Below are 15,369 nucleotides of genomic sequence, written 5' to 3' on the forward strand. Positions count from 1 at the left end.
AGAGTCAAGTGCAACGTTTTGCTAACCCCTCGGCTGCCAGTTCCATGGCCATGGCTTCCTCGGGCGTTTTCCAACCGAGCGTCTGGCGAGGACGTCCATTGAGCAGCTTGGCGATATCGTTCAATTGCGTCTGCGTGACGCCCGAGAGGTCCATGCCCTTTGGCAAGAACTGGCGTAGCAGGCCGTTTGTGTTCTCGTTGCTGCCGCGCTGCCACGGAGCGTATGGATCCGCGAACCAGATATCGAGGTTCAGTCGCTCGGCAAGCTCGACATGACAGGTCATCTCCGATCCACGGTCGTACGTCAGGCTCTCACGCAGGAAGGCCGGCACCTTCTTCATCTGGCGCGTGAAGCCCTCGAGTGCGTCTTGGGCGGTACAGCCGTCCATGCGGCACAGCACGACGAACCGTGTTTTACGCTCGACCAGCGTTCCAACGCAGGATCGATTGAACGCGCCTTTGACGAGGTCGCCCTCCCAATGTCCCGGCCATTGCCGCGTTTCAATCTGCTCAGGCCGATGAATGATGCGCAATTCATCCGGCACGAAGCTCTTGCGCGCAAGGGTTCGACGGGTGGTGCCGCGCGCAGGCTTCTCTTGGCGAAGCGCCTCGATCATCGCCTGCTTGAGTCCACCTCGGGGATGGGTATAGATCGCGGCGTAAATCGTTTCGTGGCTGACGCGCTGGTCAGGATTGTCTGGATGCATGTCGCGGAGTCTGGCAGCAATTTGCTGCGGCGACCAGCGTCGATAGACCAGTTGATGATGCACATGCCAGTACAGCGTACTGCCTTCGCTCAACTTACGACGCCGTACGCAGCGCCGACGGCGAAGCCGATAGGACGAGGCCGCCTGGGTTGCTTCGTAGCGCGGCGTTGCCGCATTCCGATTACGAGCCAGTTCGCGAGAAACCGTCGAAGCGCTGCGCCCCAATCGCCGTGCGATCTCTCGCATGCTGGTTCCCCGCTGACGTTCGATCATGATTGCCGCGCGGTCCTCCGCGCTCAGATGCTGGTACTTCTTCATCACAACACCTTACTTGATTCAAGGTGTTGCACTTGGAACTAGAGATTAAGCAGCACCGCGCGGCCTAATCGAATTTCAACTCAAGCAACTGCGAGCTTCGGCGCGGCGTGCGGCCGTGACGCGCAAAGCCGCACATCAAGCCGGGTAGGGCCGCCGCAGAGCGACCCCCAAACATCACCAAGCGATATTGCAAGACGACCGCGCCGTCCCTGCACCACCCGTAGCCGTGCAATGGGAACCCGCGCCGTCGTTATAGAACGTCCGCGTCTCCGGTTGCTGCACTGACGGATCGTGCGGATTCGGCACGCCGTGCGGACCGCGCGCGGCATCGAAAGGCCGCGTTGGCGCATACGAGTTCCTGCCGCCAGGCGCGTATGACCCATTGGCCCGCAGATATTCATTCCAGTTGAGTTCGCTCTGTTCGTGTCTCGGCAACGCGCGACCGAAGCTATCGTTGCCGCCGGCACCGAGTTCGACGCGATTGGAACGCCAAACAGAATCAGAATCGCGAGCGCCATGTTCCAAGGAGGGCGCCGGCTTAAGCGTATCGCCCGAAACCCGAAACGGTCGCGTATCGGGCGTATCGAACGGACTACGTTCAACGGGCGCGGCGTACTTCACACGCCGGGTCGTCGGTGCTGCACGGCCATCATCCCGAGCCACAGCCCGATGTTCCGAACGAAACACATTGGCACTGTCCGAGCGATCGACCAGCGAATCGCGGCTCGAAGCGTCGACAGTCGAAACAGAAAGCGCGCACGCGAGCGCGGCGGCGGAGGACAAGCGGAAAGGATGATTCATCGGGGCTCCGAACCAGGTGATATGCAATGAGAGAAAAACGGCAGATCACTGGCTGGCGGTTCGGCGACGGATGGGCGTCGAAGCGGCCCTGAAGCGGCTGCGAGGTGCGGGGGATGCGACTCGCAGGGAGGCTGGCTGGATTGCAGAAGCGAGTTCGTATTATTTCACAATTATCTCAAAAAGCTTTCGTTGTATTCGCGAATGTCGGCAAATGGAAAGATTTTCTGCCCCAACCGAGTGCCCTGAGCCGGTGCATGTCAGCCAAATCATCAGTTGATTGAATTTCATCGAATCGGACCCCAAATAGCCAAAAACGACACCTCACACGACGCAAAATCCACCAAACCCAACCCCATCAAGGCCAAACCTCACAACCCGACCCAAAATCGCAACCCAATTGCACCCACCGCAAACGTTAGCACCCTCGTCCAGTTGCTCCTCAATCGCCACCAAAGAACCGGCAAGTTTCTCCGTGTTTTCCCGAATAGGGGCGGCATTTTTGACAGACGATTTAAAAACCCCCATATAATTTCGACTGCCTTGCCAACGGCTGTCGGACCATCCCTCCGACCAAGCGATTGGCAAGCGGGGCAGGCGAAACGCTTGCGCAATGCAAGACGCATCACGATGTCTTTCCGAACCAGACGTCCCCTTTGTGGGACTGCAAGAGCCGGGCCCCGCTACGCAACATTTATCCGCAGGTCCGTCTTCATGTGTCTCGGGCGTGTCCCATGTCCTCGCCCCGGGTGCTGTTCGATTGCGCAAGTCATGCCGCCTTTGCCCGTATGACTAAACAACATCGAGGAGCTCCCAGATGACGCTGTCCCGTCTTACGTCCATTTCCGTCGCCGCCGTGCTGTTCGCCGCCGGCGCCGCCGCCGCGCAAGCGGAAACCGTGAAGATCGCCATCGCTGGTCCGATGAGCGGCTCGGTCGCCCAATACGGCGACATGGTGAAGGCCGGCGCACTGACCGCGATCGAACAGATCAACGCGGCAGGCGGTGCGGGCGGCAACAAGTTTGAAGTCGTGATGATGGACGACGCGTGCGAACCGAAGCAGGCCGTCGCCGTCGCCAACAAGATCGTCAGCCAGAAGATCAAGTACGTGATCGGCCACGTGTGCTCGGGTTCGACGATTCCCGCCTCCGACATCTACGAAAACGAAGGCATCGTGATGGTCACGCCGTCGGCCACCGCGCCGCAGCTGACGGAAGGCAAGAAGCGCCACTTCATCTTCCGCACGATCGGCCGCGACGACCAGCAAGGCCCGGCCGCCGCGCACTACATCATCAACACCGTGAAGCCGAAGAAGGTCGCGGTCCTGCACGACAAGCAGTCGTACGGCCAGGGCATCGCATCGTCGGTGAAGAAGGACCTCGAAGCCGCGAAGATCCCGGTCGTCCTGTTCGAAGGCATCAACGCCGGCGATTCGGACTACTCGGCGATCATCACGAAGCTGAAGTCGCAAGGTGTCGACTTCGTCTACTTCGGCGGCTACCACCCGGAAATGGGCCTGCTGATGCGCCAGGCGCGCGAGCAGGGCGTGAAGGCGACGTTCATGGGGCCTGAAGGCGTGGGCAACAAGGACGTGACGGCGATCGCCGGCCCGGCTTCGGAAGGCATGCTCGTCACGCTGCCGGCCGACTTCTCGGCCGACCCGGCCAACGCAGCGCTCGTGAAGGCATTCGCCGACAAGAAGCGCGACCCGAACGGCCCGTTCCAGATGCCGTCGTACGCAGCGGTGAAGATCATCGCCGACGCGATCGCCGGCGCGAAGACGACGGACCCGACGAAGGTTGCCGCGTACATGCACAAGACGACGTTCGACACGCCGATCGGCAAGGTCGCGTATGACGCACAGGGCGACCTGAAGGCGTTCAAGTTCGTCGTCTACACGTGGCACAAGGACGCGACGAAGACTGCCGCCCGGTAATAACGAAGTACCCGCCCGCGCATCCGCCCTGTCCGAGACCCGGACGGGGCGCGTGCGCATTTGGCCGTGCATGCCCCGTGCGCGGCCATGGAGGGCGGCCCGAGACGACACCGTGCGTTGCGCGCGGCCGAACGCCGTGATCCGGCGACGGCATGCGACACAGCGCCAACGGGAGCTTCCCGCACATGACTGACTTCTTTCCTCAATTCGCCCAGCAGCTGGTCAACGGCCTGACGCTGGGTGCGATCTATGCGCTGATCGCCATCGGCTACTCGATGGTCTACGGCATCATCGGCATGATCAACTTCGCCCACGGCGAGATCTACATGATCGGCGCGTACGTGGGCCTCGTGACCCTCACCGCCATCGGCATCTCCGCCGGCTATCCGCTGCCGCTCGTGCTCGGCGCCGCACTGATCGTGTCGGTGATCGTCACCGGCCTGTACGGCTTCGCGGTCGAACGCGTCGCCTATCGCCCGCTGCGCGGCGGCCCGCGCCTCGTGCCGCTGATCTCCGCGATCGGCATGTCGATCTTCCTGCAGAACTACGTGCAGATCGGCCAGGGCGCGCGCGACGTGTCGGTGCCGGTGCTGATCTCCGGCGCGTTCGACATCCATCTCGGCGGCGACTTCGACGTGACGATTCCGTATTCGCGCCTGATGATCGTCTGCGTGACGCTGGTGCTGATGATCGCGCTCACGCTGTTCATCTCGCATTCGCGAATGGGCCGCGCGTGCCGCGCATGCGCCGAAGACATGAAGATGGCGAACCTGCTCGGCATCGACACGAACCGCGTGATCTCGTTCACGTTCGTGCTCGGCGCGATGCTGGCAGCCGTCGGCGGCGTGCTGATCGGGCTGACGATCGGCAAGCTGAATCCGTATATCGGCTTCGTCGCGGGCATCAAGGCGTTCACCGCCGCGGTGCTCGGCGGGATCGGCAGCATCCCGGGCGCGATGCTCGGCGGCGTGCTGCTGGGCCTCGCCGAAACCTTCGCCGCAGGCTACATGCCGGCCGAGTACAAGGACGTCGTTGCGTTCGGCCTGCTCGTGCTGATCCTGCTCTTCCGCCCGACCGGCCTGCTCGGCAAGTCGGACATCGAAAAGGTCTGAGGGAGACGCAGATGAGTCAAGTCATTTCCGTTCGCCGCCCGGTCGCCGACGCATCGGTCGGCCAGGCGCTGAAGAACGCCGTGGCCGCCGCGCTCCTGACGGCGATCCTCACGATTCCGGTGCTCGGCCTGCAGTTGCGGCTCGACGGTTATCAGGTCGTGCTGACGCCGCACTGGCGTCCGGTGTGGATCGCGGTCGCGGCCGTGTTCCTGTTCCAGTTGTTCAAGCCGTGGCTCGTGCGCGCGAAAGCGGCGGTGAAGCTGCCGGCGGTGCCCGCGATGGGCGCGCAGCAGCAGCGCGTGATCATCTGGGTGATGCTCGCGGTCGGGTTCGTGTGGCCGTTCTTCGGTTCGCGCGGTGCGGTGGACGTCGCGACGCTCGCGCTGATCTACGTGATCCTCGGCCTCGGGCTGAACATCGTGGTCGGTTTCGCGGGGCTGCTGGATCTCGGCTATGTCGGGTTCTACGCGGTCGGCGGCTATACGTACGCGATGCTGAACCAGTATTTCGGGCTGTCGTTCTGGGAGTGCCTGCCGATCGCGGCGATCGCGGCGGCGACGTTCGGCTTCCTGCTCGGCTTCCCGGTGCTGCGCCTGCGCGGCGACTATCTCGCGATCGTCACGCTCGGCTTCGGCGAAATCATCCGCCTGCTCGCGAACAACCTGACGAGCCTCACCGGCGGCCCGGACGGCATCTCGAGCATTCCGAAGCCGACGGTGTTCGGCTTCGAGATGGCGCGCAGCGCGAGCGTCGAAGGCGCGAAGACTTTCCATGAACTGATCGGGCTGGAATACAGCGGCGAGCACATGGTGATCTTCCTGTACCTGATCGCGCTGGTGCTGGTTTGCTTCACGCTGTTCGTGACGAGCCGCCTGATCCGCATGCCGATGGGCCGCGCATGGGAAGCGCTGCGCGACGACGAGATCGCGTGCCGCTCGCTGGGCCTGAACCCGACGCGGATCAAGCTGTCGGCGTTCACGCTCGGCGCGGCGTTCGCGGGCATCGGCGGCGCGTTCTTCGCGGCGCGTCAGGGCCTCGTGAATCCTGAATCGTTCACCTTCATCGAATCGGCGCTGATCCTCGCGATCGTCGTGCTCGGCGGGATGGGTTCGCAGCTCGGCGTGATTCTCGCGGCGATCCTGCTGACCGTGCTGCCGGAAGTCGCGCGCGGCTTCGCCGAGTACCGGATGCTGATCTTCGGTCTGGTGATGGTGTTGATGATGATGTGGCGTCCGCAGGGCCTGCTGCCCGCGAGCCGTCCCCACGTGGAGCTGCCGCAATGAGCGCGAATACGGAACTGTTGAAGGTCGCCGGGCTGCAGATGCGCTTCGGCGGGTTGCTCGCGGTGGACGGCATCGATTTCGACGTGCGCCGCAACGAGGTGTTCGCGATCATCGGGCCGAACGGCGCGGGCAAGACGACGGTGTTCAACTGCGTCGGCGGCTTCTACAAGCCGACCGGCGGCGACGTCGTGCTCGACGGCCATGCGATCGCAGGGCTGCCGAGCCACAAGATCGCGTTGAAGGGCCTGGTGCGCACGTTCCAGAACATCCGCCTGTTCAAGTCGCTGACGGTCGTCGAGAACCTGCTCGTCGCGCAGCATCGCAAGGTGAAGGCGGGGCTGCTGCCGGGCCTGTTCTCGACGCCCGCGTATCGCCGCGCCGAGAAGGAAGCGCTCGAACGCGCGGCGGTGTGGCTCGACCGGATGGGGCTGCGGTCGGTCGCCAACCGGCAGGCCGGCACGCTGTCGTACGGGCACCAGCGGCGTCTGGAAATCGCGCGCTGCATGATCACCGAGCCGCGCCTGCTGATGCTGGACGAACCGGCGGCCGGTCTCAACCCGCAGGAAAAGATCGAGCTGCAGCACCTGATCGACAAGCTGCGCCACGAGTTCGGCGTATCGGTGCTGCTGATCGAGCACGACATGAGCCTCGTGATGGGCGTGTCGGACCGCATCCTCGTGATGGAGCACGGCCGGCCGATCGTGATCGGCACGCCGGAAGCGGTCCGCAACGACCCGCGCGTGATCAAGGCGTATCTGGGGGAAGAGTGATGCTGAAGCTGGAACAGGTCCATACGCACTATGGCGCGGTCGAGGCGCTCGCGGGCGTGTCGATCGAGGTGAACAAGGGCGAGATCGTCACGCTGATCGGCAGCAACGGCGCCGGCAAGACGACGCTGATGATGACCGTGTGCGGCACGCCGCGCGCGTCGTCGGGCCGCGTGCTGTTCGAGGGCAACGACATCACCGCGATGTCGACGCACCAGATCATGCGGCAAGGGATGGCGATCTCGCCGGAAGGGCGGCGCGTGTTCCCGAGTTTGACCGTGCTCGAGAACCTGAAGATGGGTGGGTTCTTCGCGAGCCGTCATGAAATCGACGACGGCATCGAGCACGTGTTCAAGCTGTTCCCGCGTTTGAAGGAACGCGCGGCGCAGCGGGCCGGCACGATGTCGGGCGGCGAGCAGCAGATGCTGGCGATCGGCCGCGCGTTGATGAGCAAGCCGCGCTTGTTGCTGCTCGACGAGCCGACGCTCGGTCTCGCGCCGCTCGTGATCGCGCAGATCTTCGACATCATCCGGACGATTCGTGACGAGGGCGTCACGGTGTTCCTGGTCGAGCAGAACGCGAACAAGGCGCTGGGTGTGGCCGATCGCGGCTACGTGCTCGAAACGGGGCGCGTGGTGCTGGCCGACACGGGCGCGAACCTGCTCGCGAACGACCGGATCAAGCAGGCGTATCTCGGCGGTTGATGAAGGAAAAGCCGCCGGCCTGCAATGGGCCGGCGGTCTGCGGGGATGGTGTAGCCGATTCGGCTTCCATCGTAGCCAATTTGGCGACATCCGGGCGTGCCTTTCCTTGCTGTCCAGTCGTGGGCCAACCCTGGTCGCGCCGTCGCTCTCCCAACCGATACACGAGCGACCATGCCGAGCCGGACCGGACCCTTCCCGCTACTGGCCGCCGCCGTATAGATCGTTGAGCCGCCGGAGTTCTCCCGACTTCTGCATGCGCAGGTACTCCTCCTTGACCTGCGCGCGCGTGAGCCCGGCCGGTGCCCCCGCTTGCGTACCGGCGCTGGGCATGCTGCCCATCGACGTCGCGCTGATCGCCGAGTCGGATGGCGGGCTTGCCGCCGTGGCGCCTGCGTCCTGGCCCCGGGCGAGACCCGACGCACCCAACACACAGATGACGGCCAGTGCCGCCTGGTACATGCTCTTCATCGTGGCACCTCACATGAAAAAGCGATGCAACAACATCAACGACGCGACCGACGCGGAATCCGGATCGTCCGCGTATTTCGACGCTTCGCATGTGCGTGACTGATGCCGATGCGCTCACCGGCATCGCGGCCTGAGCCTGTCCACGCCCGCACGCGTAACGCCGAGCCCCCGCCTGCCATTCCCCATGCAATTGCGGCGGAATGGCGAAATGATAGAACCGGCGTGCCGCTTTGGCGCCCTCTTGAAAGGGGGTAATTGTCGTCGTTGTCATGTGGAGTGCCTACACTGGACTGAGATCGTGGAACGTGCGAAGTCGAGCGTGTCGTCCCGCCCCGCGCGCGAATCCGGTGCATGGTCGAGGAGCGCCTTCATGTCTGACAAGCACGTCGCGCTTGCGAGTCATATTCGTCGGCTGTGTTCGCTCGCCGTCGAGCCGCACCTCGTCATTCCTCATGTGATTGAGGCGGCCCGGCACATCGTCGGTGCCGATTGGGGCATGTTCTTCTATGCCGACGAGCACTACGCCGTGTCGGACGTATGCAGCGAAAACGAAACGGTGTACGCGTTGTTGCCGACGTATTTCGCGAACATCCACAATACCGAGCGGCAAGCGGTGCTGGGCGTCACGTTTTCCGATGCGATGCGCCGCGGACGCGGTTTCGACAACAGCGCGCACTACGACGAAGCACTGCTGTCGAGCGAGATGTACGCGGACCTGTGGCGGCCGGTGTCGATGCGCCACTGTCTCGAGCTGACCGCGACGGACGGCACGCGCGGCTGGGGCAGCCTGCTGCTGGCGCGCGCATCAGGCGGTCGTCCGTTCTCGGAGCAGAACCATCGCGACATCGAACCGGTCGCACGGCATCTTGCCCATGCGCTGTCGCGGCCCGTGCAGCCCACGCTGCACGAATCGGAATGCAGCGAGTCCGCGATCGTGGTGGTCGACGCCGATGGCCGGCTCCTGCTGCACAACATGGATAGCATCCGGATGCTGTCGCTCGCGACCGGTGAGCCGCTCGCGTTCTTCCATCACGAACGCCTGCCGGACTGGCTCGCGCCGTTGCGCTCGAACCTCAAGCGGATCTGGCTCGGCTACCCGGCGCCGCCCGCCACGCTCGAGCGTCGCAATAACGCGGGGCGTTTCCGCTTCAGGGCCTATCGATGTACCGATGCCGCGGCGTTGCAACACGATGCGGCGATCGTCGTCTATATCGAACACTTTCCGCCGCTCAGGCTGACCGTCGAACGGTTGGGTTTTGCGCTCGGCCTGACCGAGCGGCAACGCGAACTCTGCGTGCAGCTCGTGCTGGGCCGTTCGCACAGCGAGATCGCGCGTGACTTCGCGTTGCGCGAGAGCACGGTCGTCGATCATGTTCGCAAGATCTATCGCCGGCTCGACGTGCACAATCATGACGAATTGTGCAGCGTGTTTAGGGCCGGGCGGCATGACTAGGTTCCGACCTGCGCGACGCGGCATGCCGGGCCCCGCCCGTATCGCGCGGCCCGCTGTTTGCGTGCGGCATTGCGCGCGGTGTTCCGTTACAGCGCGCGCCCGATCGCCTGTTCCAGCAGCGACAGCCCCAGATCGATCTCCGCTTCGCTGACGGTCAGCGGCGGCGCGATCCGGAACACGCCGCCCATCCCGGGCAACTGCACGATGTTCATGCTGAGCCCGAGGTTCATGCACTCGCGCGTGATCTTCGCGCCGAGCCCGTCCGCCGGTTCCTTCGTTCGCCGATCCTTGACGATTTCGACGCCGAGCAGCAACCCGCGTCCGCGCACGTCGCCGATGCAGTCGAAGCGCTCCATCAGGTCGAGCAGCCCGCGCCGCAGCCGGTCGCCCATCACGTTCGCACGCTGCACGAGGCCGTCGCGCTGCACTACGTCCAGCACGCGCAGGCCGACCGCGGCCGGCAGCGGGTCCGACACGTGTGTCGTATAGAACAGGTAGCCGAGCTCGTGCGCGCGTTCCTCGATCTGCGCGGACGTGACGACGGCCGCGAGCGGCAGCCCGGCGCCGAGCGTCTTCGACAGCGTGAGGAGGTCCGGCGTCACGCCGTCGCGCTGGCACGCGAACATCGTGCCGGTGCGGCCGACGCCGGTTTGCGCTTCGTCGAGGATCAACAGCATCCCGCGCGCCTCGCACTTGCGCTTGAGCGCCGCCATGTAGCCTTCCGGCAATTCGATGATCCCGCCCGAACTGAGGATCGGCTCCGCGATGAACGCGGCGAGGTTGCCGCTCGACTGGCGATCGATCAGGTCGAAGGCGTAGTCGAGTTCGGCGAGATAGTCGTAGGTGCCGTTGCGCTCGAAGCGCGGCCGGTACGTGAACGGCGCCGGAATCGCGAACGAACCGGCGGCGGCGGGGCCGACGCCCTTGCGGCCGGCGCTGTACGTCGCGGAGGCCGCCGCGCCCGTCATCCCGTGCCACGACTGCGCGAAGCCGACGATCTCGTACTTGCCGGTGACGAGCTTCGCCATCCGGATCGCCGCTTCGTTCGATTCCGCGCCGGTGCTCAGCAGCAACGCGCGATCGAGCCCCGGCGGCGTGATGTCGGCGAGGCGCGTCGCGAGATCGACGACCGGACGCGACAACATCCCGCTGAACAGGTGATCGAGCTTGCCGGCGTATTCGGAGATGACGGAGACGATTTCCGGATGGCTGTGCCCGAGCACCGCGCTCATCTGTCCCGACGTGAAATCGAGGATCGCGCGGCCGTCCGCATCGTAGACGAAGCTGCCTTGCGCGCGCTCGATGATCATCGGCTCGAACGTGCCGCCGTAGCGGATCAGGTGTTGCCTGGCGTTGTGCCAGAAGGTTGCGTCGTCGTTCAGGGACATCGGGCTTCTCCACACAAGGGCCAAGGACCGCTTGCAGTCTAGGTGCCGGTCTGGTTTTATGGAAACGAATAGTGCTTATGCAAGGTAGAAAAGGAGCTAATACCTTGGGACGCTCGCTTGAAATCGACCTGCTGCGCTCGTTCGTCGTCATCGCCGAGGTGCGCTCGCTCAGCCGCGCGGCGGCGCGGGTCGGCCGCACGCAGTCCGCGCTCAGCCAGCAAATGCGGCGGCTCGAGGAATGCGTCGACCAGCCGCTGTTCCAGCGCACCGGCCGCGGCGTGGTGCTGACGCATCCCGGCGAGCGGCTGCTCGTGCATGCGCAGCGGATCCTGCGGCAGCACGACGAGGCGATGGCCGATCTGTGCGGGACGGGGTTGTCGGGCACGATCCGGTTCGGGTGTCCGGACGACTACGCGGCCGTGTTCCTGCCGACGTTGCTGCGGCAGTTTTCGAGCCAGCATCCGCAGGCGATCGTCGAGGTCGTGTGCGGGCCGACGCCGCGGTTGCTCGAGCAGCTCGACAAGCGGGCCGTTGATCTGGCGATGATTTCGTTGCCGGACGACGGGGCGACCGACGATGTCATCCGCCGCGAGCAACTGGTGTGGATCGGTTATCCGGGGCTGGACGCCGCGCAGTTCGAGCCGCTGCCGCTCGCGCTTTCCGATCCGGATACGCTCGATTACATCGCGGCGTGCGACGCACTGGATCGCGCGGGGCGCGATTATCGCGTCGCGTATGCAAGCAGCAGCCTCGCGGGGCTGATCGCGCTGGTGCGCTCAGGGCAGGCGTTCGCGGTGATGACGCAGACGGCGGTGCCCGTCGATCTGGCGATTCTCGCCGGCGATCGCGGGTTGCCGCCGTTGCCGGCGGTGGGGATTACGCTGAGGTTCGACCGAAAGCGGCCGTCGCATCTGACGGCGGCGTTCGCGGAGCATATTCGGGCGGTGTTGCCGGTGCTGTGACGGCAAGCCATCGCGCCGGGCAACGGCGCAGCCTTCGTCAATCGTCCGGCATCAACGCGGCACCGTAAGTTGGGCAGGCTGCGACACATGCGAGCGCGACCGGAGCTGGCCGGCGCTCTAGAATTGACGCCTTGATCGGCAGCCGTCGCTGCGCGGACGATGTTCCGATATTACCGTCGCCCTGTCGGGCCAATCGCTCTCTTCAACGGATTCCAACATGCGCATCCCACCGCTCAAGGCGATCATCGCATTCGAAAGCGTGGCCCGGACCAAAAGCGTCAATCGTGCGGCGGAAGAGCTGGGCCTGACCGCGTCGGCCGTGAGTCACCAGCTCAGCAATCTCGAATCGCAGATCGGTCAGCCGTTGTTCCAGCGCTCGGGACGCGGCCTCGTCCTCACACCCACCGGAGAACGGTACCTGGCGGATGTCACAGGCTCGCTCGCCGATCTCAGCCGTGCCACCGAGCGCGCATCGAGCCGCGCCGAGGTCGATATCCTGCGCGTGCATTCGAGCCCGAGCTTCGGGCTGATGTGGCTGCTGCCGCGGCTGTCGTCGTTTCAGGAAGCGAACGGCGACATCCAGCTGAATCTGGCGTGTTCATACGAAAACGTATCGTTCTCGAACGGCTTCTACGATATCGATGTCCGCCACGGCTACGGCAACTGGGATAACCTCGAAGTGAAGACGGTGCGCGGCGAGTTCATCGCACCGCTCGCATCGCCGCAGTACCTCGAACGGCATCCGGTGAACGCGCCGGAAGACCTGCTCGCTCATCGTCTGATCTATTCCGAAACGCCGCTGGTCCAGTGGAAGCAGTGGTTCGGCCGGACGGGCGTGCCGCTCGCCGCGCAGAAGACGTTCGACTTTTCGTTCGACCGGTCGTACATGTCGCTCGAAACGGCTGCGCTCGGCCTCGGCATCGCGCTCGAAAGCCTGATGCTCGCGTCGGTGAAGATTCGCGAAGGGCTGCTGGTACCGGTGTTCGACCACACTCATGCGGTCGAAGTCGGCGCGCATCACCTCGTTTACCCGCGGCAGAACGCCGAGCTGCCGCGCGTGAAGCGCTTCCTCGCATGGATCGAGCGTGAGGTGGCCACGCAGGGGTGTGCGCGCTGAACGTCGCGCATCGGGCCAGCGCGATAGTGCGTCGCAGCATGTCCCGACGGACGGCATGGCGCGGCGACATCTGAAATTTTCTCAACTATGGCTGAGCGTTTCCGCGTTGATGCGGGTGTCTGGCGAGCCGACACTCTGCACACACACATCAACACAGGAGACGACCGATGTTGCTCGACCAGAAGACCATCATCGTGACCGGCGCCGCATCGCCGCGCGGGATCGGCAAGGCCACGGCCCGCACACTGGCCGCCCACGGCGCGCGTGTGGCCATTCTCGATCTGCGCCGCGAAGACGCGGAGGGCGCCGCCGCCGACCTCGGCCCGGGCCACCTCGGGCTCGCATGCGACGTGACCGACCGCGACGCATGCGTGGCGGCAGCCCGCGCGACGCTCGAGCGCTTCGGCCGCATCGACGGCCTCGTCAACAACGCCGGCATCACGCAGCCCGTGCGCACGATGGAGATTTCCGGGCGCGATTTCGATGCGATCGTCGACGTGAACCTGCGCGGCACGCTGTACATGTCGCAAGCGGTTCTGCCGGCAATGAAGGAGCAGCGCGGCGGCAGCATCGTCTGCATGTCGTCGGTGTCCGCGCAGCGCGGCGGCGGCATCTTCGGCGGGCCGCATTACAGCGCCGCGAAGGCCGGGGTGCTCGGCCTCGCGAAGGCGATGGCGCGTGAATTCGGCGGCGACCATATCCGCATCAATTCGATCACGCCGGGCCTGATCCAGACCGACATCACCGGCGACAAACTGTCGCCCGACATGCGCGCGGAGATCATCAAGGGCATTCCGCTCGGCCGCCTCGGCGATGCCGCCGATGTCGCCAATGCATGCCTGTTCCTGCTGAGCGACCTGTCGAGCTACCTGACGGGCATCACGCTCGACGTCAACGGCGGGATGCTGATCCACTGAAAACGGCGCCGCGACACGCGCGGCGCCGCCCATCATGCACCCGGGACAACCCGGGGCCATGGCAGGAGACACACATGAGAGCAAAGTACCCCGCACCGCCGGTTCACGGCGAGATGCTGCAACGGGACGATGCGCAGACGTTCGAAGCGGCTACCTATGCAAAGGTCGCGCGCCGGCTGATCCCGTTCCTGATGTTGTGCTATCTCGGTGCCTATCTCGACCGGGTCAACGTCGGATTCGCGAAACTGCAGATGCTCAACGACCTGCGTTTCAGCGAGACCGTGTACGGGATGGGCGCAGGCATCTTTTTCCTCGGCTACTTTCTGTTCGAAGTGCCGAGCAACCTGATCCTGCATCGCGTCGGGGCGCGCCGCTGGCTCGCGCGCATCATGCTGACGTGGGCCGTGATTTCCGCGAGCTTCGTGTTCGTGAAGTCGCCCACCGCGTTCTACGCACTGCGGTTTCTGCTCGGTGTCGCCGAAGCGGGCTTTGCGCCGGGCGTGATCCTGTATCTCACGTACTGGTTCCCGTCCGCGCGTCGCGCGAAGGCGCTGTCGCTGTTCTTCATGGCGATTCCGCTCGCGGGGATCGTCGGCGGACCGCTGTCCGGCGCGATCATGCACGCGCTGCACGGCACGATGTCGATGGCCGGCTGGAAGTGGCTGTTCCTGCTCGAAGCACTGCCTTCGTTCGTGCTGGGTTTCGCGATCCTGCTGTATCTCGACGACGGCATCGAGCGCGCAACATGGCTGACCGATGCCGAAAAGGCCTTGCTCGCGCGCAACGTGTCGGCCGATGCCGCGCACACGACCGCTCACCTGTCGATCCGCGCGTTCGTCGCCGATCGCCGGCTCTGGCTGATGGCCGCGATCTATTTCTGCGTCGTGCTCGGGCAGTACGGCCTGACGTTCTGGTTGCCGACGATCATTCGCAAGGCCGGTGTCGCCGATCCGCTGTGGGTCGGGCTGTTCACCGCGATTCCGTATGCGTGCGCGATCGTCGCATTGCCGCTGATCGGCATGAGCGCGGATCGCCGCCGCGAGCGCCGCTTCCATCTCGCGGTGCCGATGCTGATCGCGGCGGCGGGCTTCGCGACGTTGCCGATGCTCGGCAGCGTCGGCGCGTCGATCGTGTGCCTGAGCATTGCGTCCGCCGGCATTCTCGCGTCGTCGTCGCAGTTCTGGTCGCTGCCGACGGCGCTGCTGGGCGGGATGTCGGCCGCAGCGGGCATCGCCGCGGTCAACTGCTTTGCGAACCTCGCGGGATTCTTTTCCCCGGCGATCGTCGGCTGGCTGAACGACCTGACCGGCAAGTCCACCGCCGGGCTGCTCTTCATCTCCGTTGCGATTACGTTCGGCGCGCTGCTGGTGTTCCTGGTGCCGCGATCCGTCAATCGTTGATTCGACCTGCATGCCTTCCGATCCAATACTGGAGTTATCG

Annotated in this window: 15 protein-coding genes; 11 read left to right on the forward strand and 4 right to left on the reverse strand. The window is 64.7% G+C overall.

Annotated features, from left to right (window positions below):
• Positions 1-4 precede the first annotated feature (4 nt).
• Both ACTJKF_RS30000 and ACTJKF_RS30005 read right to left on the reverse strand, forming a co-directional pair.
• Positions 5-1,024: an IS30 family transposase gene (locus ACTJKF_RS30000; protein WP_440624553.1), complete on the reverse strand. Its 1,020-nt coding sequence runs from the start codon at positions 1,022-1,024 to the stop codon at positions 5-7.
• 174 nt (positions 1,025-1,198) lie between these two features.
• Positions 1,199-1,825 carry a hypothetical protein gene (locus tag ACTJKF_RS30005; RefSeq protein ID WP_440628621.1) on the reverse strand — a complete coding sequence of 209 codons (627 nt, stop codon included), beginning with the start codon at positions 1,823-1,825 and terminating at the stop codon, positions 1,199-1,201.
• A gap of 814 nt (positions 1,826-2,639) precedes the next feature.
• Between ACTJKF_RS30005 and ACTJKF_RS30010 the strand changes: the two genes are divergently transcribed.
• The 5 genes from ACTJKF_RS30010 (at position 2,640) to ACTJKF_RS30030 (ending at position 7,624) form a co-directional block, all read left to right on the forward strand.
• Positions 2,640-3,758, forward strand: coding sequence for a branched-chain amino acid ABC transporter substrate-binding protein (locus ACTJKF_RS30010; RefSeq protein WP_440628622.1), 1,119 nt, complete (start codon positions 2,640-2,642; stop codon positions 3,756-3,758).
• Positions 3,759-3,943: 185 nt separating this feature from the next.
• Positions 3,944-4,870 carry a high-affinity branched-chain amino acid ABC transporter permease LivH gene (livH, locus tag ACTJKF_RS30015; RefSeq protein WP_041493199.1) on the forward strand — a complete coding sequence of 309 codons (927 nt, stop codon included), beginning with the start codon at positions 3,944-3,946 and terminating at the stop codon, positions 4,868-4,870.
• An 11-nt stretch (positions 4,871-4,881) separates the two neighbouring features.
• Positions 4,882-6,153 carry a high-affinity branched-chain amino acid ABC transporter permease LivM gene (locus ACTJKF_RS30020; protein ID WP_440628624.1) on the forward strand — a complete coding sequence of 424 codons (1,272 nt, stop codon included), beginning with the start codon at positions 4,882-4,884 and terminating at the stop codon, positions 6,151-6,153.
• Complete coding sequence (livG, locus tag ACTJKF_RS30025; protein WP_440628626.1) at positions 6,150-6,923, forward strand: high-affinity branched-chain amino acid ABC transporter ATP-binding protein LivG; 774 nt, start codon at positions 6,150-6,152, stop codon at positions 6,921-6,923. The genes ACTJKF_RS30020 and livG overlap by 4 nt, the downstream gene beginning before the upstream one ends.
• Positions 6,923-7,624, forward strand: a complete 702-nt coding sequence (locus ACTJKF_RS30030) for an ABC transporter ATP-binding protein (RefSeq protein WP_006484776.1) — start codon at positions 6,923-6,925, stop codon at positions 7,622-7,624. The genes livG and ACTJKF_RS30030 overlap by 1 nt, the downstream gene beginning before the upstream one ends.
• Before the next feature lie 198 nt (positions 7,625-7,822).
• Here the strand turns inward: ACTJKF_RS30030 and ACTJKF_RS30035 are convergent, their stop codons facing one another.
• A complete protein-coding gene (locus ACTJKF_RS30035) occupies positions 7,823-7,954 on the reverse strand; it encodes a hypothetical protein (RefSeq protein ID WP_440628629.1) in 132 nt (43 codons plus the stop codon).
• Between ACTJKF_RS30035 and ACTJKF_RS30040 the strand changes: the two genes are divergently transcribed.
• Positions 7,953-8,195, forward strand: coding sequence for a hypothetical protein (locus ACTJKF_RS30040; RefSeq protein ID WP_440628631.1), 243 nt, complete (start codon positions 7,953-7,955; stop codon positions 8,193-8,195). The genes ACTJKF_RS30035 and ACTJKF_RS30040 overlap by 2 nt on opposite strands.
• A 267-nt stretch (positions 8,196-8,462) precedes the next feature.
• Positions 8,463-9,545, forward strand: a complete 1,083-nt coding sequence (locus tag ACTJKF_RS30045) for a helix-turn-helix transcriptional regulator (protein WP_440628632.1) — start codon at positions 8,463-8,465, stop codon at positions 9,543-9,545.
• Between the two features lie 86 nt (positions 9,546-9,631).
• Here ACTJKF_RS30045 and ACTJKF_RS30050 read toward each other — a convergent pair whose 3' ends face one another.
• The gene (locus ACTJKF_RS30050) at positions 9,632-10,933 is read right to left on the reverse strand and encodes an aspartate aminotransferase family protein (RefSeq protein WP_440628633.1); all 1,302 of its coding nucleotides are present in this window, start codon (positions 10,931-10,933) and stop codon (positions 9,632-9,634) included.
• Between the two features lie 77 nt (positions 10,934-11,010).
• Here ACTJKF_RS30050 and ACTJKF_RS30055 point away from each other — a divergent pair, with 77 nt between their 5' ends.
• From ACTJKF_RS30055 to ACTJKF_RS30070, 4 genes are all read left to right on the forward strand, one after another.
• Positions 11,011-11,895 (forward strand): LysR family transcriptional regulator, encoded by an 885-nt coding sequence (locus tag ACTJKF_RS30055; RefSeq protein WP_440628635.1) that lies wholly within the window; start codon positions 11,011-11,013, stop codon positions 11,893-11,895.
• Positions 11,896-12,112: 217 nt separating this feature from the next.
• Positions 12,113-13,012, forward strand: a complete 900-nt coding sequence (locus ACTJKF_RS30060) for a LysR substrate-binding domain-containing protein (protein ID WP_440628636.1) — start codon at positions 12,113-12,115, stop codon at positions 13,010-13,012.
• Between the two features lie 167 nt (positions 13,013-13,179).
• The gene (locus tag ACTJKF_RS30065) at positions 13,180-13,929 is read left to right on the forward strand and encodes an SDR family NAD(P)-dependent oxidoreductase (RefSeq protein WP_440628638.1); all 750 of its coding nucleotides are present in this window, start codon (positions 13,180-13,182) and stop codon (positions 13,927-13,929) included.
• A gap of 74 nt (positions 13,930-14,003) precedes the next feature.
• The gene (locus tag ACTJKF_RS30070; protein WP_440628640.1) at positions 14,004-15,329 is read left to right on the forward strand and encodes an MFS transporter; all 1,326 of its coding nucleotides are present in this window, start codon (positions 14,004-14,006) and stop codon (positions 15,327-15,329) included.
• Positions 15,330-15,369 lie beyond the last annotated feature (40 nt).

Origin of the sequence: Burkholderia sp. 22313, assembly GCF_052045245.1 — a bacterium.
Lineage (GTDB): Bacteria > Pseudomonadota > Gammaproteobacteria > Burkholderiales > Burkholderiaceae > Burkholderia.